This window comes from Klebsiella sp. RCJ4 (assembly GCF_009025755.1).
GTDB classification, from domain to species: Bacteria; Pseudomonadota; Gammaproteobacteria; order Enterobacterales; family Enterobacteriaceae; genus Klebsiella; species Klebsiella michiganensis.
Genome location: NZ_WCIN01000048.1, coordinates 44,195 through 68,906, shown reverse-complemented (window position 1 = coordinate 68,906; position 24,712 = coordinate 44,195). Strand labels below are relative to the sequence as shown.

General features: G+C 56.7%; 21 protein-coding genes. 13 read left to right on the top strand and 8 right to left on the bottom strand.

The features are described 5' to 3' along the window. Positions 1-71: 71 nt before the first annotated feature. The gene (gene ybfF, locus F8562_RS27925) at positions 72-845 is read right to left on the bottom strand and encodes an esterase (RefSeq protein WP_014837821.1); all 774 of its coding nucleotides are present in this window, start codon (positions 843-845) and stop codon (positions 72-74) included. A 184-nt stretch (positions 846-1,029) separates the two neighbouring features. Here ybfF and seqA point away from each other — a divergent pair, with 184 nt between their 5' ends. The 11 genes from seqA to araD all read left to right on the top strand — a co-directional run bounded on the left by seqA (position 1,030) and on the right by araD (position 12,857). Continuing rightward, positions 1,030-1,578: a replication initiation negative regulator SeqA gene (seqA, locus tag F8562_RS27920; RefSeq protein ID WP_014837822.1), complete on the top strand. Its 549-nt coding sequence runs from the start codon at positions 1,030-1,032 to the stop codon at positions 1,576-1,578. Positions 1,579-1,609: 31 nt separating this feature from the next. Further along, a complete protein-coding gene (pgm, locus tag F8562_RS27915; RefSeq protein WP_014837823.1) occupies positions 1,610-3,250 on the top strand; it encodes a phosphoglucomutase (alpha-D-glucose-1,6-bisphosphate-dependent) in 1,641 nt (546 codons plus the stop codon). 56 nt (positions 3,251-3,306) lie between these two features. Continuing rightward, positions 3,307-3,726 carry a hypothetical protein gene (locus F8562_RS27910; RefSeq protein WP_014837824.1) on the top strand — a complete coding sequence of 140 codons (420 nt, stop codon included), beginning with the start codon at positions 3,307-3,309 and terminating at the stop codon, positions 3,724-3,726. A gap of 322 nt (positions 3,727-4,048) precedes the next feature. Next, positions 4,049-4,846 carry a DeoR/GlpR family DNA-binding transcription regulator gene (locus F8562_RS27905; protein WP_089046433.1) on the top strand — a complete coding sequence of 266 codons (798 nt, stop codon included), beginning with the start codon at positions 4,049-4,051 and terminating at the stop codon, positions 4,844-4,846. Between the two features lie 116 nt (positions 4,847-4,962). Further along, complete coding sequence (locus tag F8562_RS27900) at positions 4,963-6,036, top strand: erythritol/L-threitol dehydrogenase (protein ID WP_004848867.1); 1,074 nt, start codon at positions 4,963-4,965, stop codon at positions 6,034-6,036. Between the two features lie 280 nt (positions 6,037-6,316). Continuing rightward, positions 6,317-7,183, top strand: a complete 867-nt coding sequence (locus F8562_RS27895) for an ABC transporter substrate-binding protein (protein WP_014228426.1) — start codon at positions 6,317-6,319, stop codon at positions 7,181-7,183. Between the two features lie 105 nt (positions 7,184-7,288). Continuing rightward, positions 7,289-8,773, top strand: a complete 1,485-nt coding sequence (locus F8562_RS27890; RefSeq protein ID WP_004848870.1) for a sugar ABC transporter ATP-binding protein — start codon at positions 7,289-7,291, stop codon at positions 8,771-8,773. 67 nt (positions 8,774-8,840) lie between these two features. After that, the gene (locus F8562_RS27885; protein ID WP_224256615.1) at positions 8,841-9,770 is read left to right on the top strand and encodes an ABC transporter permease; all 930 of its coding nucleotides are present in this window, start codon (positions 8,841-8,843) and stop codon (positions 9,768-9,770) included. A gap of 27 nt (positions 9,771-9,797) precedes the next feature. Then, positions 9,798-11,276, top strand: coding sequence for an FGGY-family carbohydrate kinase (locus F8562_RS27880; protein WP_004848873.1), 1,479 nt, complete (start codon positions 9,798-9,800; stop codon positions 11,274-11,276). Next, entirely contained in the window at positions 11,273-12,172 is a 900-nt protein-coding gene (locus tag F8562_RS27875; RefSeq protein WP_014228428.1) for an L-ribulose-5-phosphate 3-epimerase, read from the top strand. Before F8562_RS27880 ends, F8562_RS27875 begins: the two co-directional genes overlap by 4 nt. Further along, positions 12,162-12,857: an L-ribulose-5-phosphate 4-epimerase gene (araD, locus tag F8562_RS27870; protein ID WP_094909291.1), complete on the top strand. Its 696-nt coding sequence runs from the start codon at positions 12,162-12,164 to the stop codon at positions 12,855-12,857. Before F8562_RS27875 ends, araD begins: the two co-directional genes overlap by 11 nt. Positions 12,858-13,090: 233 nt before the next feature. On the opposite strand, the gene kdpE is transcribed toward araD, so the two are convergent. From kdpE to kdpF, 6 genes are read right to left on the bottom strand one after another with little or no spacing between them, the layout of a single operon-like run. Continuing rightward, complete coding sequence (kdpE, locus tag F8562_RS27865; protein ID WP_014837830.1) at positions 13,091-13,768, bottom strand: two-component system response regulator KdpE; 678 nt, start codon at positions 13,766-13,768, stop codon at positions 13,091-13,093. Then, positions 13,765-16,452, bottom strand: coding sequence for a two-component system sensor histidine kinase KdpD (kdpD, locus tag F8562_RS27860; RefSeq protein ID WP_014837831.1), 2,688 nt, complete (start codon positions 16,450-16,452; stop codon positions 13,765-13,767). The genes kdpE and kdpD overlap by 4 nt, the downstream gene beginning before the upstream one ends. A gap of 2 nt (positions 16,453-16,454) precedes the next feature. After that, positions 16,455-17,030 (bottom strand): potassium-transporting ATPase subunit KdpC, encoded by a 576-nt coding sequence (kdpC, locus tag F8562_RS27855; protein WP_014837832.1) that lies wholly within the window; start codon positions 17,028-17,030, stop codon positions 16,455-16,457. Between the two features lie 10 nt (positions 17,031-17,040). Continuing rightward, the gene (gene kdpB / locus F8562_RS27850; protein WP_014837833.1) at positions 17,041-19,089 is read right to left on the bottom strand and encodes a potassium-transporting ATPase subunit KdpB; all 2,049 of its coding nucleotides are present in this window, start codon (positions 19,087-19,089) and stop codon (positions 17,041-17,043) included. A gap of 21 nt (positions 19,090-19,110) precedes the next feature. Further along, positions 19,111-20,790, bottom strand: a complete 1,680-nt coding sequence (kdpA, locus tag F8562_RS27845) for a potassium-transporting ATPase subunit KdpA (RefSeq protein ID WP_014837834.1) — start codon at positions 20,788-20,790, stop codon at positions 19,111-19,113. After that, entirely contained in the window at positions 20,790-20,879 is a 90-nt protein-coding gene (gene kdpF, locus F8562_RS27840; RefSeq protein ID WP_009651669.1) for a K(+)-transporting ATPase subunit F, read from the bottom strand. Before kdpF ends, kdpA begins: the two co-directional genes overlap by 1 nt. A gap of 309 nt (positions 20,880-21,188) precedes the next feature. On the opposite strand from kdpF, the gene F8562_RS27835 reads away from it, so the two are divergent. Both F8562_RS27835 and phrB read left to right on the top strand, forming a co-directional pair. Then, positions 21,189-21,395: a DUF2517 family protein gene (locus tag F8562_RS27835; RefSeq protein WP_004848892.1), complete on the top strand. Its 207-nt coding sequence runs from the start codon at positions 21,189-21,191 to the stop codon at positions 21,393-21,395. Between the two features lie 244 nt (positions 21,396-21,639). Then, a complete protein-coding gene (phrB, locus tag F8562_RS27830; RefSeq protein ID WP_094909290.1) occupies positions 21,640-23,088 on the top strand; it encodes a deoxyribodipyrimidine photo-lyase in 1,449 nt (482 codons plus the stop codon). Here the strand turns inward: phrB and dtpD are convergent. Further along, complete coding sequence (gene dtpD, locus F8562_RS27825) at positions 23,051-24,532, bottom strand: dipeptide permease DtpD (protein WP_014228435.1); 1,482 nt, start codon at positions 24,530-24,532, stop codon at positions 23,051-23,053. The genes phrB and dtpD overlap by 38 nt on opposite strands. Positions 24,533-24,712: the final 180 nt, after the last annotated feature.

Genomic DNA, 24,712 nt, shown 5'->3' with positions numbered 1-24,712 from the left:
AATACATCAGGCGACGGGCTGCGCCAACGGCCGCGGGCATTAAGCCGCGCGGTCGAGTATATTTTAGGCAGTTACGCGGCGATAGAGGTCAAATAACGACGGATCGCGCGGATAACGGCCTCCGGTTTTTCTGCATGCACCCAGTGCCCGGCGCCGGCGATAACGTGCGCGCGCGCCTGGGGAAACTGAGCTAATAAAGTCTCGCGGTAGGCATCGGTGACGTAGGGGGAGTTGCCGCCCGGGATAAACAGCGCCGGATGCGGCCAGGGCGGAACGGTTTGCCAGCCGACGATATTATCGTACTGCTCCCACAGCACCGGTACGTTAAACCGCCACTGGCCGTCCACGAAAGATTTTAACAGAAACTGAATCACGCCCTCTTCGTTAAGGTGCTGGCGCATGACCGTCGCCGCCTGCTGACGCGTAGCGGCCCCCGCGTCGGTGACGGCATTGATGGCGGCGAAGATTTCATCATGGCGGCGGACGTGATAATCCACCGGGGCGATATCAATGGCGACCAGGCCCGCGATACGCTCCGGGGCCAGCGCGCTCAGCGCCATCACCGCTTTACCGCCCATTGAGTGACCAATAAAGGTGGCTTTCTCAATCTGTGATTCATTGAGAATATCAAGCAGATCCTGGGCCATCGCGGGATAGGTCATGTCAGGCGAGCGCGGCGAAAGGCCGTGGTTTCGCATGTCGACCTGGATAATATCGCGATCGAGAACCAGATCGCGGGCGAGGATCCCAAGATTATCCAGGCTGCCAAAAAGGCCGTGGACCAGGACGATAGGGGGATTATTGTGCGGATTCTGTGCAGATTGCGCTCGGCTATTTAATTTCATGGCAAAGTTCTTTTTTTCGCTCCGTCGGGTTAGGGTATTATGTTGGACATTCTGCCATCCGGCTGCAAGACCCGGAAGATATCCGAGTTTTACCGCCATCCTGGTTTGACGCTATCCGCGGTTGGGATTTGTCCCTATAATCCCGACAACTTGTATTCAGAAAAAGATATCGCACTGGATTAAGATGAAAACAATTGAAGTTGATGATGAACTCTATAGCTATATTGCCAGCCACACCAAGCATATTGGCGAGAGCGCATCCGACATTTTACGGCGCATGTTGAAGTTTTCCGCCGTTTCCCAGCCTGTCGCACCGGTAGCGAAAGCCGCTCCGGCCCCTGCGCCAACGCCTGTCGTTGAAGTGAAACCCGCCAATCCTCTGAAAGATAAAGTTCGCGCTATGCGTGAGCTGCTGTTATCTGATGAGTACGCCGAACAAAAGCGCGCGGTAAACCGTTTCATGCTGGTTCTGACGACCCTCTACGCCATAGACAGCAAAGCGTTTGCCGAGGCGACCGAGTCCCTGCACGGGCGCACTCGCGTTTATTTCGCTGAGGATGAACGCACGCTGCAGAAAAACGGTAATCAGACGAAACCTAAGCAGGTACCGGGGACGCCGTGGTGGGTCATTACAAATACCAATACCGGTCGCAAATGCAGCATGATCGAACATATCATGCAGTCAATGCAGTTCCCTGCGGAATTGATCGAAAAGGTTTGCGGTACGATCTAGTTAGTTAACTTTGCACCAGAAGGATCAGGCAATGGCAATCGATAAGCGCGCGGGTCAACCTGCGCAACAGAGTGATTTGATTAACGTCGCCCAACTGACTGCCCAGTACTATGTGCTGAAGCCGGAAGTTGGCAACGCGGAACATGCAGTGAAGTTTGGCACCTCCGGTCACCGCGGCAGCGCGGCGCGCCACAACTTCAACGAGCAGCATATTCTGGCGATTTCTCAGGCAATTGCTGAAGATCGCGCGAAGAACGGGATCACCGGCCCATGCTATGTTGGTAAGGACACTCACGCACTCTCCGAACCGGCTTTCATTTCCGTACTGGAAGTGCTGGCGGCGAACGGCGTTGACGTCATCGTTCAGGAAAACAACGGCTTCACCCCGACGCCGGCGATTTCCAATGCGATTCTGGTGCACAACAAGAAGGGCGGCCCGCTGGCTGACGGTATTGTTATCACGCCGTCCCACAACCCGCCGGAAGACGGTGGTATCAAGTACAACCCGCCTAACGGCGGCCCGGCGGATACCAACGTGACTAAGGTGGTAGAGAATCGCGCCAACGAACTGCTGGCTGCCGGTCTGCAGGGGGTGAAGCGTATTTCTCTTGATGCGGCGCTGGCCTCCGGCCACGTCACAGAGCAGGATCTGGTGCAGCCGTTTATTGAAGGGCTGGCGGATATCGTCGATATGGCGGCGATCCAGAAAGCCGGACTGACGCTGGGCGTCGATCCGCTGGGCGGTTCCGGTATCGAATACTGGAAGCGTATCGCTGAGCATTACAATCTCAACCTGACCATCGTTAACGACCACGTCGATCAGACCTTCCGCTTTATGCACCTCGATAAAGACGGCGCAATCCGCATGGACTGCTCCTCCGAGTGCGCGATGGCGGGCCTGCTGGCGCTGCGCGACAAGTTTGACCTGGCCTTCGCCAATGACCCGGATTACGACCGTCACGGTATCGTCACGCCGGCCGGGTTAATGAACCCGAACCACTACCTGGCGGTGGCGATTAACTACCTGTTCCAGCATCGCCCGCAGTGGGGCAAAGATGTGGCTGTCGGTAAAACCCTGGTCTCCTCGGCGATGATTGACCGCGTAGTCAACGATCTGGGGCGCAAACTGGTGGAAGTGCCGGTTGGCTTTAAGTGGTTCGTTGACGGCCTGTTCGACGGCAGCTTCGGCTTCGGCGGCGAAGAGAGCGCGGGGGCGTCGTTCCTGCGCTTTGACGGCACGCCGTGGTCTACCGACAAAGACGGCATCATCATGTGCCTGCTGGCGGCGGAAATCACCGCAGTCACCGGCAAAAACCCGCAGCAGCACTACGACGAGCTGGCAGAGCGCTTCGGCGCGCCAAGCTACAACCGTCTGCAGGCTTCCGCGACGTCTGCCGAGAAAGCGGCGCTGTCTAAGCTCTCTCCGGAAATGGTGAGCGCCAGCACCCTGGCAGGCGATCCGATTACCGCGCGTCTGACCGCGGCGCCGGGCAACGGGGCGGCGATTGGCGGTCTGAAGGTGATGACCGACAACGGCTGGTTCGCCGCGCGTCCGTCAGGTACCGAAGATGCCTATAAAATCTACTGCGAAAGCTTCCTCGGCGCTGAACATCGTCAGCAGATTGAGAAAGAAGCGGTAGAGATTGTCAGCGAAGTGTTGAAAAACGCCTAATTGACCGCACGATAAACAGGCCCTTTTCAGGGCCTGTTTTTTTCGCAGGGATAGCGATGAATCTGGAACGAAAAAACGTTTTTTGGTTTTGGGGTGGGATGGATCTCTTTTATCTCTTGCAGTTTATTGGCTGGAACATCTATCGCCGGCGAGTACCGCTTTACGACGATATCCTCTCATTTTTACCGCTGCTGCAAACCTGGGGCTCCACGGCCGCCTGGCTGTTTACCCTTCATTTTATTCTGACTATCAGCATTCCCGCATCGATAATTCTCTTCTGGCGCCAGAGCCGCTATGCGCCGTGGCTGGCCTATGCGCAGACGCCGCTGCGTCTGGCCTTTATGCTCCCGTCGCTTTCGCTGGTGGCCTGGCTGGCGCAGGCGGTGGCGTTGAAAAGCGCGGCCTTCTTTATTGCTCTGCTGCTGGTCTCAGAGGCGGCAAAAGTCGTGACATTATGGCGATGCTGCAAGGTTTAACGTTATGTGTTATCCAGACGGCACAGGCCTGGCGGGTATTACGCTGACTGAATCGGGCATAAACGGGTATTATTGCTTTGACCGGGTTTGCCCGTTTTAGCGAATATACGGCTAAAGCAAACGAACAATCACGGCTAATTCTGCGATTTTAATCACAAATTTATTCCATCCAAAATGAAAGTTGCCTGATATATATGATCAACTTCAAACTAAAAAAAGCTAAAAACTTGTTTTGATTTTGTATGATTTATGTCACTTACTGATATGGACGATTTTGTTATATTTATGTCATTAAATCCTGAATGCTTTCTTGAGAACGTCTATGTTACAAGTTAAACGTCATTCATTAATTGTGAAATATGTCGTAGAAAAAGGATGCGCCAGAGTTAATGAGCTCTCACAGATATTCGGTGTATCTCCAGAAACCATTCGCCGGGATTTAACCGCGCTGGCGAGAAATAAAAAAATAGTTCGTAGCTTTGGCGGTGCAATGATTTCTGAAAATAATACATCATTTTTAGCTGCCGATACGCCGACAAATCACGGGAACTTTGTCGATAAAGCCGAGGCCTTTATTAAGCGCACCAAAGAGCAGCCGGAACGTAAGATGCGTATTGCTAAAGGCGCGCTGCAGTTTATTCATGAGCATGAGTGCATTATCATGGATAATAGCAGCTCCTGCTGGTTTTTAGCGCGCCAGCTGCCTGACATCGAGCTGACCGTGATTACCAATTCTTTGAATATTATTCAAACCTTAGCCTGTCGTAAGAAAATAAGAATAGTCAGCGTTGGGGGTGAATATTCTGAGCGCCACGGTGATTTTCACGGTCCGGTCGCCGAGTTCATTATCAACAACTTTAAGGTCAATAAGCTGTTTTTTTCTTGCCAGGGTCTCGACGCCGGGCTGGAAATAAAAGACAGCAATGAAGTCAACGTCCGGCTGAAGCAGGAGATGCTGAAAGTTGCCGATCAAAAAATCCTGATGGTCGATAGCAGTAAGTTTGAACGTTATTCACTCTATAAAATATGCGATCTGGCGGATATTGATGTGTTGATCACTAACGAATTACCAGCTGATACCTATCGCCAGCACCAGGTACATATTGTCGAGACTAAATAGCCGCTCTGCCAGATATTCTACCGGCATTATTATTGAATAGCCCTTGTGCCCGATGGAGGGGTATTGCGCCAGCAATACCATCCCTCTTCATTATTTATCCGAAAAAGAGGTTTACGATGGAACAATTACCTGAAGATATGAAAGCGGTTGTCTGCCATGGTCCCCAGGATTATCGCTTTGAGAAAATTCCCCGCCCGGTCGCCAAAGAAAAGGAAGTGGTCATTAAGGTTGACGGGTGTGGAATCTGCGCCGGCGACTGCAAGGCCCAGGACGGCGCGCCGATGTTCTGGGGCGATAATCCGTGGGTGAAAACGCCGGTGGTGCCCGGCCATGAGTTTTACGGTCGGGTTGCCGAATTAGGCCCGGGCTCCGCTGAAAAATATCAATTAAAAATTGGCGATCGCATCCTGGCTGAACAGATTGTCCCCTGCCATGAGTGCCGTTTCTGTAAAACCGGCAAATACTGGATGTGCGAAACCCATGATATTTACGGTTTCCAGAAGGATGTCGCCGATGGCGGTATGGCTGAATATATGCGTTTTTCCGAACGGGCAATTATTCACAAAATTCCTGAATCATTAAGTGAAGAAGATGCCGCGCTGATCGAACCTATGGCCTGCGCAATCCACACGGTACGCCGCGGTGATATCGAACTGGATGATGTGGTTGTTATCGCCGGCGCCGGGCCGCTGGGGCTGTGTATGGTGCAGGTCGCTCATCTGAAAACGCCGAAGAAACTGGTTGTCATCGACACGATGGACGACCGCCTGGCGCTGGCGAAAGCGTTTGGCGCCGACGTGGTCATCAATGCGGCGCAAGAGGACGCCATCGCTATCGTAAAATCCATGACCGATGGCTACGGCTGCGATGTGTATATCGAAGCGACGGGCGCCCCTATCGGCGTGACCCAGGGTCTGGAGATGATTCGTAAGCTGGGACGCTTCGTTGAGTTCAGCGTGTTTGGTAAAGAAACGACCGCCGACTGGTCGATTATTGGCGACCGTAAAGAGCTGGATATCCGCGGCGCGCATCTGGGGCCTTACAGCTATGAAATCGCCATCGATCTCTTTGCGCGCGGTCTGCTGACCGCCAAAGGCGTGGTGACGCATTTCTATTCTATTGATGAGTGGAAAGCCGCTTTTGAGATGGCTAAATCGCTCGATTCGATTAAGGTCGTCATTAAGCCATAAATTTTTTAACTAGTTAAGTTCGCCATTTTTAATTATTACGCAAATGACCGCTGATGGCTGTTCATTAAATACTGGATTTCAATCATGGGGATAACTGAGAACAATATCGGTGGCTTCTGGCTATCTGCCAGCGGCGTATTTATTGCTCAGTATATCAGGCAGCATCCGCACCATGAAAACGCTGATAAATAAATTTTATTTCTCAGCGCATTACTCAATAAGGAGATAGTGAATGCCTGTAAAATTTAAGACTAAAGCAATACTCTCAGGACTTCTTGCGATGAGCATGGTTGCCTGCGTTAATGCCAAACCTTTGACTATCGGTATGTCGTTCCAGGAATTGAATAACGAATATTTCGTCACCATGAAAGAGTCGCTTGAGCAGTCGGCAAAAGATATTAACGCCACCGTCTATACCGCGGATGCGGCGCATGATGTCTCCAAGCAGATTAGCGACGTTGAGGATATGCTGCAAAAGAAAATAGATATTTTGCTGATTAACCCGGCTGATAGCGTCGGTGCGGAAACCGCCGTGCTGGCCGCTAAAAAAGCCGGCGTGGTGGTGGTGGCGATAGATGCTCAGGCTAATGGCCCGATAGATTCTTTTGTCGGCTCAAAAAACTATGATGCGGGCTTTATTGCCGGGGAACACTTAGCCAAAGCGCTGGGTGATAAAGGCAACGTAGCGATTCTCGACGGGATTCCGGTGGTACCTATTCTGGAGCGCGTGCGCGGCTTTGAAGATGCGATGAAAAAGCATCCTAATATTAAAGTGATTACCAAACTGAATGGTAAACAAGAGCGCGATACCTCCATGAGCGTGACGGAAAATATGCTGCAGTCCAACCCGACGCTCAACGGTATTTTTAGCGTGAATGATGTTGGCTCACTCGGCGCTCTGGCGGCGATTCAGGCATCAGGGCGCGATGTGAAGCTGGTGAGCGTTGATGGTTCTCCGGAAGCGGTCGCTGAAATTGCTAAAGGTAATACGCCGTTTATTGCCACCGCCGCTCAGTTCCCGCGCGATCAGCTGCGTATTGGTTTAGGTATTGCCCTGGCCAAACATTGGGGGGCGAATATTCCTAAAGAGATCCCTGTAGATGTGAAGCTTATCGATAAAACCAACGCCAAAGATTTCCACTGGTAATCGCATTATTACGCCACAGCGGCTCTCGCTTATTCAGGTGAGCCGTGCCGGATTCTTCTTAAAGTATGGCTCGCTATTTTATCGAGCCATTATGGAGCGATGTTTATGCCCAGCTTACTGGAAGTCAAAAACGTCAGTAAAAGCTTCCCCGGGGTCAAGGCGCTGGATAATGTCAATATCACCCTTGGCCGAGGGGAGGTGCATGCTTTATTAGGTGAAAACGGCGCGGGTAAATCGACGTTAATGAAAATCCTGTGCGGAATATATCAACCTGACGCCGGTAATATTTTTATTGACGGTAAGCAGCAGCATTTTCATAACTATCGTGACGCGATTGCCTGCGGCGTAGGGATTATCTTTCAGGAGTTTTCTCTTATTCCCTATCTGAACGCTTATGAGAATATTTTCCTTAATCGCGAAAAGGTAAATCGTTTTGGCCTGCTAGATCGTAAAGCGATGCGCCGCGAGGCGTTACGCATTTTTAAAGATCTTGGCGTGACCCTCGATCCCGATGAGCAAATTTGCCATCTCAGCGTCGCCGAACAGCAGTTCGTGGAAATTGCCAAAGCGCTGTCGCTGGATGCGCGAATTCTCATTCTGGATGAGCCCACCGCGACCTTAACCCCGAGCGAGGCGGAGCATCTTTTCCGCGTGATGCGCGATTTAAAGGCCAAAGGCGTCGGGATGTTCTTTATCTCACACCATCTTGAGGAGATATATGAGATCTGCGACAGCCTGAGCATTCTCCGCGACGGCAAATATATCGGGTCGGCAAAGGTCGACAATATCGACATCGCCGAGATGATCCAGATGATGGTCGGCCGTGAGGTGGAGAATATCTATCCCGAGCGGCGGACGCTGGCGCATGATGAGATACTGCTGGAGGCCGAAATTCAGCTTACCGAGAGTAGCCAGCTCAATCGACTGACGCTGCGCAAAGGGGAGATCCTGGGCCTCGCCGGGCTGGTGGGGTCGGGGCGTTCCGAAGCGATCCTGGCCCTGACCGGCGCGGATAAATGCTTCAAAAAGCGCGTCCGCCTGGCTGGAAAAGAGGTGACGATAAAATCCACCGACCGGGCTCTGCGTCTGGGCATTGGTCTGTTGCCGGAAAGCCGCAAAACGCAGGGACTGGTGCTGCCTTTTTCGGTCAAAGATAATATTTGGCTTAACAAACACGCCTGCCAGTTCTCGCTTATCCGCGATAACGAAGAGCGCCTGACCGCCGAGCGTTTAATTAATCACGTTGGCGTGAAAACGCCGGATGCCGGGACTGCGGTGGGGACGTTGAGCGGCGGTAACCAGCAGAAAGTCGTTATTTCCCGTTGGTTAAATCATGATGTCAATATTCTTATTTTTGACGAACCGACTCGCGGTATTGATGTCGGAGCGAAATCAGAAATCTATCAGATTATGCGCGACCTCACCGCCCAGGGTATTTCAATAATTATGATTTCATCTGAGCTACCAGAGGTGATTGGCGTTAGCGACCGGGTAATGGTTTTTCGCGACGGTAATATCGTTGCCGAACTCGAGAACGACCAAATAAATTCCACTGTGATTATGCTGCACGCTGCCGGTAATATTATTTAGGGAGTATTAAATGAGTAATGAAAACGTGTCATTAGCGCCCGCCGCATCTCCTGATAAAAATAAAAAGATGCTCCATGGTTTATTAAAAATGCCCGCGTTCCTGCCGTTTGTTGGTCTGGTACTCCTGTTCTCCTGTATGGCTATTTTTAATGACTACTTTTTAACGGTCGATAACTTATCGACCGTCGCTCGTCAGGTCTCAATTAATGCCATCATTGCCATCGGGATGACCTTTGCCATTCTGACCGGCGGAATCGACCTTTCCGTCGGCGCGGTCATGGCCCTGGCCGGTACCCTGATGGCGGGATTAATGAAGTTCTATGGTTTAGATCCGTGGTTAGCCATTCTTATCGGTCTGTGCTCCGGCGTCGCCTTTGGCGCGCTGAACGGCTTTTTAACCGCCTACGGTAAAATGCCGCCGATTATCGTGACCCTCGGGGCAATGATTATTGCGAAGGGGCTGGCGCTGATCTATACCGGCGGCTACCCCATCTCCGGCTTACCGGATTCATTCGCTTTTTGGGGCCGTGAATATCTGTTCGGTATTCAGGTGCCTATTATTCTGATGGTGGTTTTATATCTCATCTTTTATATCGTCCTGAATCATATGCCGTTTGGTCGCTATGTTTATTCCCTCGGCGGCAATGAAGAAGCGGCGCGCCTGAGCGGCCTGCGGGTGAAATATTATAAATTGCTGGTTTACGTGATCAGCGGTTTTACCGCCAGTTTTGCCGGTCTTATTTTCACCTCGCGGGTGATGAGCGGCCAGCCGAATGCCGGCGTCGGATTTGAACTGGATGCCATTGCCGCCGTGGTGCTCGGCGGGGCATCCATTGCCGGCGGCCGCGGAATGATTATCGGCACTCTGATTGGCGCCATGATGCTCGGCGTACTGAATAATGGTTTAAACCTTCTGGGGATCTCTCCTTACGTTCAGTACGTGGTGAAAGGGCTTATTATTTGGGGCGCCACCTTTATTAGCTCAGCCAGACGTTAACTTATTTTAAGTATGAGGCGAAGGGATATGAATTTTATCGGGGTTGATATCGGTGGTACGGTCACCAAAGCCGGTATATATAATGAGTTAGGGCAAGAGATTCACGTGGCGTCGCAATATGCGCAGGTATTATCCGAACAGCCGGGCTTTACCGAGCGGAACATGCATGAGCTATGGGATACCGTTTGCAGCGTCATAAAAAAAGCGCTGTATGAAAGCCAGGTGCCGCCGCTAAGCATCGGCGGGATCGGTTTCTCCTCGCACGGCAAAGGGCTCTACGCGATTGACAAAAAAGGCGAGCCGGTGCGCAACGGGATTATCTCATCCGATACCCGGGCGCTGGCGTTTGTCAAAAAATGGTATCGCGAAGGTATAGACAAGCTGGCATACCCAAAAGGATTGCAGCAGCTGTGGACCGGACATCCGGTGTCGCTACTGGCGTGGCTGAAAGCGCATGAACCGGCCAATTACGACAGGATCGACGCCGTTTTAATGGTGCACGACTACGTACGTTTCCGCCTGACCGGCGAGGCGACGGCGGAGATCACTAATATTTCCGGCAGCAATTTTTATAACCAGTTTACCTCCCGCTATGACCGCGACATGATGGCGCTGTTTGGCATTGAGGAAGTGGCGGATAAAACCGCGCCGGTGGTGAACTCGACGGACTGCGTGGGCCACATTACCCTGCAGGCCTCGCTGGATTGCGGTTTGTGCCCGGGGACGCCGGTTTTCGGCGGCTTTTTCGACGTGGTGGCCTCCGCCGTCTCCTCGGGGATTGACCGGGCGGATACCCTGAGCGCGGTGGCCGGCACCTGGAGTATCGCCACCTCGGTGACGGATAGCATTATTGCCAGCGACTTTCCCTACATCTGGGGGAAATACTGCATTCCGGGTAAATACTTCGTTCACGAGGGCAGCCCCACTTCGGCGAGCAATCTCTCCTGGTTTGTGAAGCAGTTTTTCCCTGACGATGACCGCTGCTACGACCATTTCGAAAGCTGGATTGCGCAAGATACCGACAGCAACCTCATTTTTTTACCCTATTTGTTCGGTTCCAATCTGGCGATGGATCTGCCCGGCGCGCTGGTGGGCCTCGCGGGGCATCATACGAAAAAGGATATTATTGCGGCCATCTATCGCGGCATCGTTTTTTCTCACCTGGTGCATCAGGACCGCATTATTGAACTCAATCGGGATATTCAAAAAATTCGCTTTACCGGCGGGCCGAGCCAGTCGAGAGGCTGGACGCAGATGTACGCCGATGCGGCCAATCTTCCGCTGGAAGTGGTGGATATCGAACAGGCCGGCTGTCGAGCCGCCGCGCTGTGCGCCGCGGCCGGCAGCGGCGCCTACGCTAACTTCAGCGAAGCGATTGCCGCCACGCAGCCCGAGGTGGTCTGCTATCAACCCGACAGCAATCGGCATCAGCAGCTGCGTGAAGGCTACGCCCGTTACTTAGCGGTCGCGCAAAGCCTCTCCAGGGCGACGGGAGCGGCGCAATGAAACCCAGACTTGGCATCTACGAAAAAGCGCTCCCCGCGGCGCTGGACTGGCCGAAACGCTTTGAAATGGCGGCGGGCCTGGCGTTTGATTTTATTGAAATCTCCGTTGACGAAAGCCCCGAGCGCCAGGCCAGGCTGCGCTGGAACCGGGGGCAGCGGCTGGCGTTCGTGGCCGACAAAATTAACAGCGGCATTGATGTGCCGAGCATGTGCCTCTCCGCGCACCGCAGCCATCCCTTTGGTAGCGTCAATCGCGATACCCGGCTCAAGGCACGGGAACTGATGCTTGATGCGCTGGATTTTGCCAGCCACGTCGGCATTCGCAACATCCAGCTGGCAGGCTATGACGTCTATTACGAATCCTCTTCGGCGCAGACCCGGGAATACTTTATCGAGGGCATCAACTGGGCGGTGGCCGAAGCGGCGAAAGCGCAGGTGATGCTGTCAATGGAGATTATGGATACCGCCTTTATGAGCAATATCTCCCGCTGGCTGGATCTCGAACGGAAGGTTTGCAGCCCGTGGTTTTGCGTCTACCCGGACGTTGGCAACTTAAGCGCCTGGCAAAACGACGTTCCTGAAGAGTTGAGGAAGGGCATTCATAAAATCACCGCCATTCATTTGAAGGATACCCAGCCCGTTTCGCACGCTTCGCTGGGGCAGTTCCGCGATGTGCCATTCGGGACCGGCTGCGTCGATTTTATCGAGATATTTCGTACGCTCTCGGCGCTGAACTATCGCGGCGCCTGGCTGATTGAGATGTGGGCCAAAAATGACGGGCTGGACAGCGAGAGAATCGCCGACGCTAAAGCGTGGCTAACGGATAAATACCAGCAGGCGTTTCGCCCGCCTCAGTATGAAGGCATTGTGAATTCAGGAGTGAAGTATGTTGGATAACCTCAAGCAGGCGGTTCTTGACGCCAATCTGGCGCTGCCGAAATTTCATCTTGTGACCTTTACCTGGGGCAACGTCAGCGGCATCGATCGCGACGCCGGACTGGTGGTGATCAAACCCTCCGGCGTGGAATACGCCGCGATGACGGCCGAGGATATGGTGGTGGTGGAGCTGGCGACCGGCAGGGTGGTGGAGGGGCGCTATAAGCCCTCGTCGGATACGCCTACCCATCTGGAGCTGTATAAGGCGTTTAGCGGCGTGGGCGGAATTGTGCATACCCATTCGCGCCACGCGACGATTTGGGCGCAGTCGGGCAGGCCGCTGCTGGCGATGGGCACCACCCACGCCGACTATTTTTATGGGCCGATCCCCTGTACCCGCCCGCTCAGCGATGATGAAATCCGCGGTGATTATGAAACCAATACCGGTCACGTGATTATTGAAACGCTGGGCGCGCAGCATACCGATCCGCTCAGCGTGCCCGCCGCGCTGGTCCACGGCCACGGCCCGTTTGCATGGGGAAAAGATCCGGCGAACGCGGTGCATAATGCGGTGGTGCTGGAGGAGATTGCCTATATGAATATGTGGACCCGCCAGCTGAGCATTGACGAACAGCCGGTCTCTGCGACGCTGCTGGATAAACACTATTTGCGTAAACACGGGGCAGGGGCCTACTACGGACAATAATCGCCTGCCTTCCCCGGATTGCGGCGTAAACGCCTTATCCGGGCTACCGGCCCGCAGTCGACGGTGAACCCGTAGCCCGGTCAGCGCAGCGCCACCGGGATGAAACAGCGTTGATTTATGAGGCCTGGCACATTTCCCGGAGGCGGCGCTTGACGCGCCTGTCCGGGCTACCGCCTGGCAGACGATGGCGGACCCGTAGCCCGGCTAAGCGAAGCGCGAGCCGGGGACAACGGCTAGGGCATAAACCGATAGCCGATCCCCGTTTCGGTCAGCAAATGCTGCGGACGCGCCGGATCGGCCTCCAGCTTTTGCCGCAGGTGCCCCATATAAATGCGCAGATAGTGGCTGTGCTCCACCGCATTCGGCCCCCAGACCTGATTGAGCAGCTGCCGCTGGGTCAGCACCTTGCCGGGATTATTGAGCAGTACCGCCAGCAGGCGAAATTCAATCGGCGTCAGGTGGATCTCCTGATCGCCGCGTACGATGCGGCGGGCGGGGATATCAACGTCAATATCGGCAAAACGCACCTGCGGTTCGTCGGCCTGGGCGCCGGCATGGCGGCGCATCGCCACCCTCAGCCGCGCCTGCAGCTCGCCAATACCAAAGGGTTTACTGAGATAGTCATCGGCACCAGCGTCAAGCGCGGCGATTTTGTCCTGCTCCTCGGTGCGCGCCGATAGCACGATAATCGGCATCTGGCTCCACTGGCGAACCTCGCGAATAAACGCGTTGCCGTCACCATCGGGTAGTCCAAGATCGAGAATGGTTAAATCCGGCTTGCGGGTCGCGGCTTCGATCAGCCCGCGCTGCAGGGTCTCCGCTTCAAATACGCGCATGCCGTCGGCTTCCAGCGCGGTGCGCAGAAAGCGGCGGATAGCATTTTCGTCTTCAACGATCAGAACGTTAATCACATTTCCTCGGCTAACTCTTCCAGTTCAGGGGGCGTTTCCCTCGGCAGTGTAACACGGAAGCAGGCGCCGCCCTGCGGGCGCGTCGCGGCGCTAATGGTCCCGCCGTGCACCTCAACGATCGCCTGGCAAATGGCCAGCCCCAGCCCGACGCCGGGGATCGCCGACTCTTTATTGCCGCGAGCGAATTTATCAAAGATAGCCTGTTCTTGCCCGGTGGGGATACCCGGTCCGTTATCCCATACCTCAAGCACTAAAGTGTGCGGATCGACGTCCGCGGTAATGCCGATTTGCGCCTGTGCTCCCGCGTATTTCACCGCATTTTCCAGAAGATTAATCAGTACCCGCTCAAAAAGCGGACCGTCGACGTGAACCAGCAGTAGCGGGTCCGGCAGCGCAAGCTGAATATGCCGCCCGCCGAGCCCCGGCTCCAGCATACGCAGCGCGCTGCCGACGACCTCTTCCAGGGTTAGCCACTCTTTATGCAAATTAAAGCCGCCGGACTGGATCCGCGCCATATCCAGCAGATTATTCACCAGGCGGGTGGTATTGAGCACGTGCTGGCGTATCTCGTTGGCCTGCGGGGCGTGCTTCGATCCTTCGCTGGCGAGATCGAGCGTCAGGATCTCCGCCTGGCCAAATAGCACCGTAAGCGGAGTCCGTAGATCGTGGGACAGCGCCGCCAGCAGCGAGTTGCGCAGGCTTTCCCGTTCGCTGTTCAGCCGGGCCTGCTCTTCGCTGGCGGTGAGCGCCAGCCGTTCCAGAGCGCTGGCGACCAGCAGGGTGAAGGTTTCCAGCAGGCGCTGCTGTTCAGGGATCATCAGCTGGCGCAGGTTGGCCGGCTCCACGACCAGCAGTCCCCAGGTGCGGGCGGCGCTTTTCAGCGGCAGGATCTGGTAGGGCACTCCGGGAAGCGTATCGGTGCCCGCACCGGCGGGTTGTCCTTTATCAAAGCTCCAGCGGGCAATCGCGTCATCCCAGGTGATTGCCGCCGCGGGCTTTGTCAGCGGCGTGAGTCTTAATGTTTCATCGGGCAGCAGCAGCTGGCTGCGCGCCTGAAACGTTGAGGCGATAAACCGCTCGCTGGTGGCGGCGATATCTTCACGACTGCGGCCCACCGCCAGCGCTTTTGACATTTCGTACAGATGCCGGGTGCGCTGTTCACGATAGCGCGCCACCCGCGCCTGGTAGCGTACGCCGGCGGTGAGGTTGCCGATAAGCAGCCCGACGGTCAACATCACGCCAAAGGTCAGCAGATACTGCACGTCAGAAACCGCCAGCGTGCCGCGCGGCGCGACAAAAAACAGGTCGAAGCTGACCACGTTAATCACCGTCGCCAGTACCGACGGCCAGCGGCCGTACAGAAGGGCGATAATCACCACGCCGAGCAGGTACAGCATCACCAGGTTGGCGGCCTCAAAGGCCATCAGCCACTGCATGGCGACGACGGTAATAACCGCGCACAGGGCGATGGCGACGACGCACCCCTGGAGCTGTAAACGCCATTTTTCCATCGCCGTCCGGCTATCGCTGGCGCGCGCCGGCAGGGAGGCGGCCTTTTCATCCAGCGCGATCACCACCAGGTCGAGATCCGGCGCGTGACGGGCCAGGCGATCGGCGAAGCCGCTGCGATCCCACCAGCGCCTTTTCTGCTGGCGGCCAATCACTATCTTGCCGAGATTATGTTCGCGGGCGTAGTGGAGGACGGCCTTCTCTTCCGAAGGATCGGCGAGGGTGGCGGTTTCCGCGCCCAGCTCCTGCGCCAGCCTGAGCGCGGCGAGAATCGCCCGCCGTTTCGCCTCCGGCAGGCGGTGCAGAGAGGGGGTTTCAACATACACCGCATGCCAGACGCTCCCCAGCCGGGCCGCCAGCCGGGCGGCGGCGCGGACCAGCTTTTCGCTGCCGGTGTTATGGCCGATGCACAGCAAAATGGCGTCGCGGGTATGCCAGACTTTTTCCTGGCCCTGACGGTCGCGCCAGGCGCGCATCTGCTCATCGACCCGATCGGCGGTACGGCGCAGCGCCAGCTCGCGCAGGGCGATGAGGTTGCCCTTGCGAAAGAAGTTCTCGATGGCCCGCTCGGCCTGGCCGCCGATATAGACTTTTCCCTCATTGAGCCGCTGACGCAGATCGTCGGGGGGCAGGTCCACCAGTACCACATCGTCGGCGGCGTCGAAAAACGGATCCGGGACGGTTTCGCGAACCTGCACGCCGGTGATGCCGCTGACGACATCGTTCAGGCTCTCGAGGTGCTGGACGTTAACGGTGGTAAATACGTCAATGCCGGCTTCCAGCAGCTCTTCGACGTCCTGCCAGCGTTTAGGATGACGCGAGCCGGGCGCGTTGCTGTGCGCCAGCTCATCGACCAGAATCAGCGCCGGGCGACGGGCCAGCGCGCCGTCAAGGTCAAACTCCTTTACGTAGCGCCCGCGGTGGGAAAGGCGGCGCTGGGGCAGGGTACTGAGCCCCTCAAGCATTGCCGCCGTCTCTTTGCGTCCGTGGGTTTCCGCCACGCCAATCAGAATATCCAGCCCCTGGGCGCGCAGCCGCTGCGCTTCCGCCAGCATCGCCCAGGTTTTACCGACCCCGGCGCAGGCGCCAAAAAATATCTTTAGCTTACCGCGATGCGGGGCGGCGGCGTGTTGCAGCAGGCGGTCAGGGTCCGGACGCAGCGGCTCGTCACTCATTTTTACTTATCCTTCAGGGCATCCAGCGACATATTCAGCTGCAGTATATTTACCACAGGTTGGCCGAGAAAACTGAGCAACGGTTTTTGCGTTGCCTCGTTCACCAGCTGCGTGACCTGCTCCACGCTAAGCTGGCGCGCTTTGGCGACGCGCGGCGCCTGCCACAGAGCGGCGGCAGGCGTCAGACTGTAATCCAGTCCGCTCGCCGAGGCGGTCACCAGCTCCACCGGAACCGTTGTGCTGGCGTCCGGATTGGCGGCGCGCAGGGCCTGCACCCGTTCGCTGATGGCTTTGTCCAGCGCCGGATTGCTGGCGGCGAGGTTGCTGCCGCCGGACGCCAGCGGGTTATCCGGCATCTCCGCCGTCGCGGAAGGGCGGCCCTGGAAATAGCCCGGCGCGGTAAAGTTCTGCCCGATAAGGCGGGAACCGCGCACTTCGCCGTCAATCCGCACCAGCGAGCCGTTGGCCTGCTGCGGGAACCACCACTGTCCCAGCGCGGTGGTTAACAGCGGATAGACGCCGCTGGTGAGCAGCGTTAACAGAATAAACAGCACAACAGCAGGACGAATGAATGACATGGTTTTTTCCTCACAGCAGCCCGGTCAGGGTCAATAACAGGTCGATCGCTTTGATACCGATAAAGGGCACCAGCAGTCCGCCCAGGCCGTAGACCCACAGGTTGCGGCGCAGCATCGCCGAGGCCGTCAGCGGCTTATAGCTCACACCCTTCAGCGCCAGCGGGATCAGGAAGATGATAATCAGCGCATTAAAAATCACCGCGCTCAGGATCGCCGAAGAAGGCGAGTGCAGATGCATCACGTTAAGCATCGCCAGCGGCGGATAGACGGCGGCAAAGGCGGCCGGAATGATGGCGAAATACTTCGCCACGTCGTTGGCGATACTGAAAGTGGTTAACGAACCGCGGGTCATCAGCATCTGTTTACCGATATGTACGACCTCGATCAGTTTGGTGGGGTTAGAGTCGAGATCCACCATATTGCCCGCCTCTTTCGCCGCCTGGGTACCGGAGTTCATCGCGACCGCCACGTCGGCCTGCGCCAGCGCCGGGGCGTCGTTGGTACCGTCGCCGGTCATCGCCACCAGCCGTCCTTCCGCTTGATACTGGCGGATCAACGCCAGCTTGGCCTCCGGCGTCGCTTCGGCGAGAAAGTCGTCCACGCCCGCTTCCGCGGCGATAGCGGCGGCGGTCAGGCGGTTATCGCCGGTGATCATCACCGTCTTAATCCCCATTTTACGCAGCTGGGCAAAACGCTCTTTGATGCCGCCTTTGACGATATCTTTCAGCGAGATAATCCCCAACACGCGTTCGCCTTCGGCGACCACCAGCGGCGTGGCGCCAAGACGCGCCACCTCTTCAACCTGTTTATCGACGTCGGCCGGGAAGTGGCCGCCGTTGGCCTCAACGTGGCGGCGAATGGCATCCACGGAACCTTTGCGGATCATCCGCTGGTCGATGTTGATGCCGCTCATCCGGGTCTGGGCGGTAAACGGCACGAAGGTGGCATGCAGCGATTGCAGATCGCGCTCGCGCAGATTAAAGCGCTGTTTTGCCAGCACCACGATGCTGCGGCCTTCCGGCGTTTCGTCGGCCAGCGACGACAGCTGGGCGGCATCGGCAAGGGTTTTCTCTTCCACGCCCTGCGCAGGCAGGAATGCCGAAGCCTGGCGGTTGCCAAGGGTAATGGTGCCGGTTTTGTCCAGCAGCAGGACGTCGACGTCGCCCGCCGCTTCAACCGCGCGGCCGCTGGTGGCGATCACGTTCGCGCCGAGCATGCGGCTCATCCCGGCGACGCCGATGGCCGACAGCAGGCCGCCGATAGTGGTGGGGATCAGGCACACCAGCAGCGCCACCAGCACCGTGACGCTGACCGCGTTACCGCTCCAGGCGGAGAAGGGCCAGATGGTGGCGGTGGCCAGCAGGAATACCAGGGTCAGGGCGATAAGCAGGATAGTCAGCGCGATTTCGTTCGGCGTCTTGCGGCGCTGGGCGCCTTCAACCATGGCGATCATCCGGTCAAGGAAGGTTTCGCCGGGGTTGACGCTGCAGCGGATCACCAGCCAGTCGGAGAGAATACGCGTCCCGCCGGTCACCGAGGCGAAGTCGCCGCCGGACTCGCGGATAACCGGCGCGGATTCACCGGTAATGGCGCTCTCATCCACCGACGCGCCGCCTTCGATAACTTCGCCATCGCAGGGAATAATATCCCCCGCTTCGACCAGCACCACGTCGCCTTTACGCAGCTCTTCGGCGGGGACGTGGTCAATTTGCGCATCGTGCTGCGGCGCGCGCAGCTTACGGGCAAAGGCGGTCTTTTTGACCCCTTTGAGGCTGTTAGCCTGCGCTTTACTGCGGCCTTCCGCCATCGCTTCGGCGAAGTTGGCGAACAGGACGGTGAACCACAGCCAGAGACTAACGGCGGCGGTAAATCCGGCGCTGCCGGCGATCTGCCCGCTTGCCATGGCAAGAGCCAGCAGGGTGGTGAGCAGACTGCCAATCCAGACGATAAACATCACCGGGTTACGCCACTGTACGGCAGGGCTCAGTTTTTTCACGGCGTCCAGCAGGGCCTGACGCACCAGCGTCGGCTCCAGCAGGGCTAATGATTTGCGACTCATAACAGGTTGCTCCGCAATCGCTTAAAGTAAGGAAAAGTGTTCCGCCAGCGGGCCGAGCGCCAGCGCGGGAATAAAGGTCAGGGCGCCAACCAACAGCACGGTGCCGATCAGCAGGCCGATAAACAGCGCGTCATGGGTGGCGAGCGTGCCGCTGCCGGCGGGCTGAATTTTCTTCGTTACCAGCGAACCGGCAATCGCCATCACCGGGATAATGACTGCGAAGCGGCCAACCAGCATGCAGAACGCCAGCAGCAGGTTCCAGAACGGCGTCGCCGCGCTGAGGCCGCCAAAGGCGCTGCCGTTGTTGTTGGCCGCCGAGGTGACGGCGTACAGCACTTCGCTGAAGCCGTGCGGCCCGGGGTTAAACATGCCCGCGCGACCGGCTTCGGTCATCATCGCCAGCGCCGTGCCGAGGAGCACCAGCGTCGGGGTCACGAGGATCGCCAGCGCAATCATTTTCATTTCGCGGACGTCAATTTTCTTCCCGAGGTACTCCGGGGTGCGGCCAATCATCAGCCCGGCGATAAATACCGCCAGCATCACGAACAGCAGCATGCCGTACAGACCCGAGCCGACGCCGCCGAAGACCACTTCGCCTATCTGCATCAGCCACATGGGAACCATTCCGCCCAGCGCGGTAAAGGAGTCGTGCATGGCGTTGACCGCCCCGCAGGACGCGGCGGTGGTGACCACGGCAAACAGGCTGCTGGCGAGAATACCGAACCGGCTCTCTTTGCCTTCCATATTGATACTGCTATCGGCGCCAAGGCTCAGCAGATGCGGGTTACCGCGGGTTTCCGCCCACATCACTACCGCCACGCAGACGATGAAGATGAGCGTCATCGCCCATAGAATGGCCCGTCCCTGACGGCGATCGCCCACCACCTCGCCGAAAGCGAAGCACAGCGCCGCCGGGATGAGAAAGATCGCCAGCATCTGCACCAGGTTGGTCAGCGCGGTCGGGTTTTCAAACGGATGCGCTGAGTTGGCGTTAAAGAAGCCGCCGCCGTTAGTACCCAGCATTTTGATCGCTTCCTGTGAAGCCACCGGCCCCATCGGCAGCATCTGGCGTACCCCTTCAAGCGAGGTAAAGCCCTGATTCGGGGAAAAACTCTGCGGCACGCCCTGCTGAATAAAGAACAGCGCGATGAGCAGCGAAATGGGCAGCAGCAGCCAGAGGGTGATGCGGGTCAGATCGACCCAGGCGTTGCCCAGGGTGCTGACTTTCTGCCGGGCGTAAGCGCGGGTAAGGGCAAAGATCACCGCGATGCCGGTGGCGGCGGAGAGGAAGTTTTGCACCGCCAGCCCGGCCATCTGGCTAAGGCTACTCATGGTGGTTTCACCGGCATAGGCCTGCCAGTTTGTGTTGCTGACAAAGCTCACCGCCGTATTCAGCGCCAGGTCCCACGACAGGCCGGGCAGGTGCTGCGGATTGAGCGGCAGCGAGCCCTGGAACATCAGCAGCGTGAACAGGACCAGCAGACCCAGCGCGTTAAACAGCAGAATAGCGAATAAATATTGATACCAGTTCATCTCCTGAGAACGAATGCCCGCCGCCCGCCATAAACCGCGTTCGATGCCGGCCAGGCCCGGTAGCGGGGCATCATTGATCATCGTCGCCAGCGCCGTGCCCAGCGGACGAGCCAGGATCATCAGCAGCAGAATAAAGCTCGCGATGAGTAAAAATCCTTGAGCGGCCATCAGAATGCCTCCGCGTGTATCAGGGCATAAACCAGATAAACCAGCAACAGGAACACCAGCGCTACGCCAGCGATTACGCCTGCACTCACAATCCACCTCCGGGTGTCTTTTTGATTTACGAGGAGAATAGGCAGTCGGGCGCAAAGATTTCGCAAAAATCAGCGGCGGGGGTGTAAAAAAAATATAAAAATCGCCAAGACCACAATTTAACTAATGATTAGTATTAATTTAACCTTTTTGTAACTAAGTTACCGGGTGAATGTAAATAAAGGCTAAATACGTGCTTTTTAGTGGTCGGATGAGTAGTAAAATTACAGCCAAAGCGGTACTATTTTAAGCAGAGAAACAGATTAACTTTACCGGCTTTGCTTGCCGGCCTGACAAAGGGGAGAGAAATTATGGCGTTGTACAAAACTTATCCTGCTCATATCATCTTTGCGCGTCGCGCTTTCGCCGTGGCGGCTGGCGTGCTGGCTCTGCCGGTAATGCTGTTCTGGAAAGATCGCGCCCGTTTTTACAGCTGGCTGCACCGCGTGTGGGCGAAAACCAGCGAACAGCCGGTATGGCTGGCGCAGGCTGAAAAAGTCTCCGCAGATTTTTATTAATAACGGTTTATGGCTCAGCGGGCGCGCGCTGCGGAAACGGGCTAATGGATTGATATTCTGGCTTATTTACCCTGTCTTCCCCGGCACAGCGTGCCAACAGATTGCCTTATCATCATGCCGCCGGTTTACCCGGCGGTTTTTTTTTGCCATGAGTGGCTTACACTTATTCACTCCCCGAAGGTTAAGCCTGCGGGAGGGTTAAATATAAGTCGAACTTATCAATTTTCATGATGAAAGGAATGCTATGGCCACCCATCTGGTCTGGTTTCGCGCGGATTTGCGCATCCACGATAACCTGGCGCTCGCCGCCGCCTGCCGCGATCCCCATGCCGAGGTGCTGGGATTATTTATCGCCACGCCAGGGCAATGGCGCCAGCACGGTATGGCGCCGCGCCAGGCGGCGTTTATGGTCAGCCACCTTCACAGCCTGCAAGCGGCGCTGGCCGAAAAGGGGATTCCGCTGCAGATTGCACATGCCGCAGATTTCACCGCCAGCGTGGCGCTGCTCGCCAGCATTTGCCGGCAGCGGCAGGTGACCCATCTGTTTTACAACTACCAGTACGAAATCAATGAACGCCAGCGCGATGCGGCGGTGGAGAAAACCTTAGCGGAGGTGACCTGTCAGGGCTTTGATGACAGCGTTCTGCTGCCGCCGGGTAGCGTGCTGACCGGCAGTCGTGAAATGTATAAGGTCTTTACGCCGTTTAAAAATGCCTTTATTCGCCGTTTGCAGAAAGCGCTGCCGGAGTGCGTCGCCGCGCCGAAAGTCCGCGCGGGCGGGCCCATCGCTGCGGCGTCTGAAGTGAAAATAGATTATCCGCAGACGCCATTTGATAGCGAGCTGTTCGCCGCGGATGAAAAAAGTGCCATCGCCCGGCTTCGCGGCTTCTGCCAGCAAAAGGCCGCCGACTATGAGCAGCAGCGCGATCTTCCCGCCATCGAGGGGACCAGCCGACTGTCGCCGTGCCTGGCGGTGGGCGCGCTCTCACCGCGCCAGTGCCTGCACCGTTTGCGGGTTGAGCAGCCGCGGGCGCTGGATGGCGAAGCCGGATCGGTATGGCTCAACGAGCTTATCTGGCGCGAGTTTTATCGTCACCTGATGGTTTACTACCCAAACTTGTGTAAGGGGCGGCCTTTTATCGACTGGACCGATAACGTGGCGTGGCTGGACGATAAATCCGCGCTTCAGGCCTGGCAGCGCGGGCAAACCGGCTTCCCGATTGTCGACGCCGCGATGCGTCAGCTTAATGCGACCGGCTGGATGCATAACCGCCTGCGGATGATTGTCGCCAGTTTCCTGGTGAAAGACCTGCGCATCGACTGGCGGCTGGGCGAGCGCTACTTTATCGAACAGCTTATTGATGGCGATCTGGCGGCGAATAACGGCGGCTGGCAGTGGGCGGCTTCAACGGGTACCGATGCCGCGCCCTATTTTCGTATTTTTAACCCGACGACCCAGGGAGAGCGCTTCGACAAAGCGGGGCAGTTTATTCGTCAATGGCTGCCGGAGCTGGCCGGGGTACCTGAAAAAGCGGTGCATCAACCGTGGCTGTGGGCGGAGAAACAGGGCGTAACGCTGGATTATCCGCGCCCGATTGTTGACCACAAGCAGGCGCGGCTGGCGACGCTGGCGGCCTGGGAAGCCGCCAGAGAGCTTAAGACTCCATCGCCAGGCGACGAGTCCGGATCTTAACGGCGTGATACAGCCAGATAGCCAGCACCAGGCCGACGCAGGCCAGCGCGCCCCAGGTTATCTGGCTGAACACCTCAATGTAGGCATTAATTGAATAGTTGACGGCCCCGGCGGCGTCGAACGACCCCTGCGAGGTTTGATCGGCAATCACGCCTGCCAGATAGTTAGCGATAGCGCCGGAGAGCAGCATATAAATACCGGTCAGCACCCCGGTCACGCCGGGGATCTCAATACGGGTAATCTGCGACATCGCCACCGGGTCGATAAACAGCTCGGCGAAGCCCATCACCGCCAGGCCCAGCACCATCAGCGGCATTGAAGATTGTCCGTAAGCCGCCGACCAGCGTGCGCTGAGGGTCAGGATACAGAAACCGGCGCTCATCAGGCCGAGGCCCAGCGCGAATTTGCCCCAGATGCGCACGGTACGGTTGCCGTTAATATTCTCCTTCACCAGCCACGCCAGCACCACCCCACAGAGCATCACCGCAAAGGCGTTCACCGACTGGAACATCGCGGTCGGTATCTCATAGCCCATAAAATGACGATTAACAAAACGGTCGATATAGAGGCTGATGGAGCTGCCGCCCTGCTGCGCAAAGGCCCAGAACAGCAGGCTGAAGCAGGTGAGCACCATAATCAGACGCAGCTCTTTACGCTGCCTGGCGGTCTCCGCCCGCAGGTAGATCCGCGTCAGTACCGCCAGGCCGATAACCGTCGCCACAATCAGCGCGTAAACCGACCACTCCTGCCAGAACAGCACGGTGATCAGCAGCGGCGCGGCGATCAGCAGCACCAGCAGCCAGCCCCAGTTTGGTAAGACGAAACTCCGCGCCCGCAGCGCTTCGCGATTCACGCCCCGGGTGTGGCGGAAATGGTGATTGCCGCTGAGGAAAATCACCAGCCCGGCGATCATGCCGACGGCCGCCAGCGCGAAGCCCATCGCCCAGCTGTACTCTTCCTGCACGTAGCCGCAGGCGATTGGCGCAACGATAGACCCGACGTTGCCCGCCGCGTACATCAGCGAAAAACCGCCGTCGCGGCGCGGGTCGGTGGGTTCATACAGCTCGCCGAGCAGGCAGCTGACGTTGGATTTAAACAGCCCGTAGCCGCAGACAATAATCGCCAGCGACAGATAGAGGAAGGTGGGGGAGATTTCGCTGGCACCGAGCACCAGATGGCCGATGGCCATCAGCAGCGCGCCGAGCATCACCGCCATGCGGTTGCCCAGCAGCTTATCGGCCAGGAAGCCGCCGAGAATCGGCGTGACGTAGACTAAAGAACAGTAGGCGCTGAACAGCGCATAAGCATGATTATCGTCATACTTGAGCTGGTTGGTGAGATAAAGAATCAGCAGCGCGCGCATGCCGTAAAAACTGAAATATTCCCAGATTTGCAGCGCGACGACGTAATAAATCGCCCGCGGCTGTGAGGATTGTGTGTTCATGTAATGCCTTGTCCTGCCGTAAAAAAGAAAGTCGATCTTTCTGCATGAATAGCCATTAACTAGCGATATTCATGGCCTTATGGGCTTTCTGGTTATTTAATATGCTGTAATAGTGCATAAATATACACGAATGCGCGAACGAGGGAGTAGACAAATTGCGGGATTTCGCGAAAAGTCAAA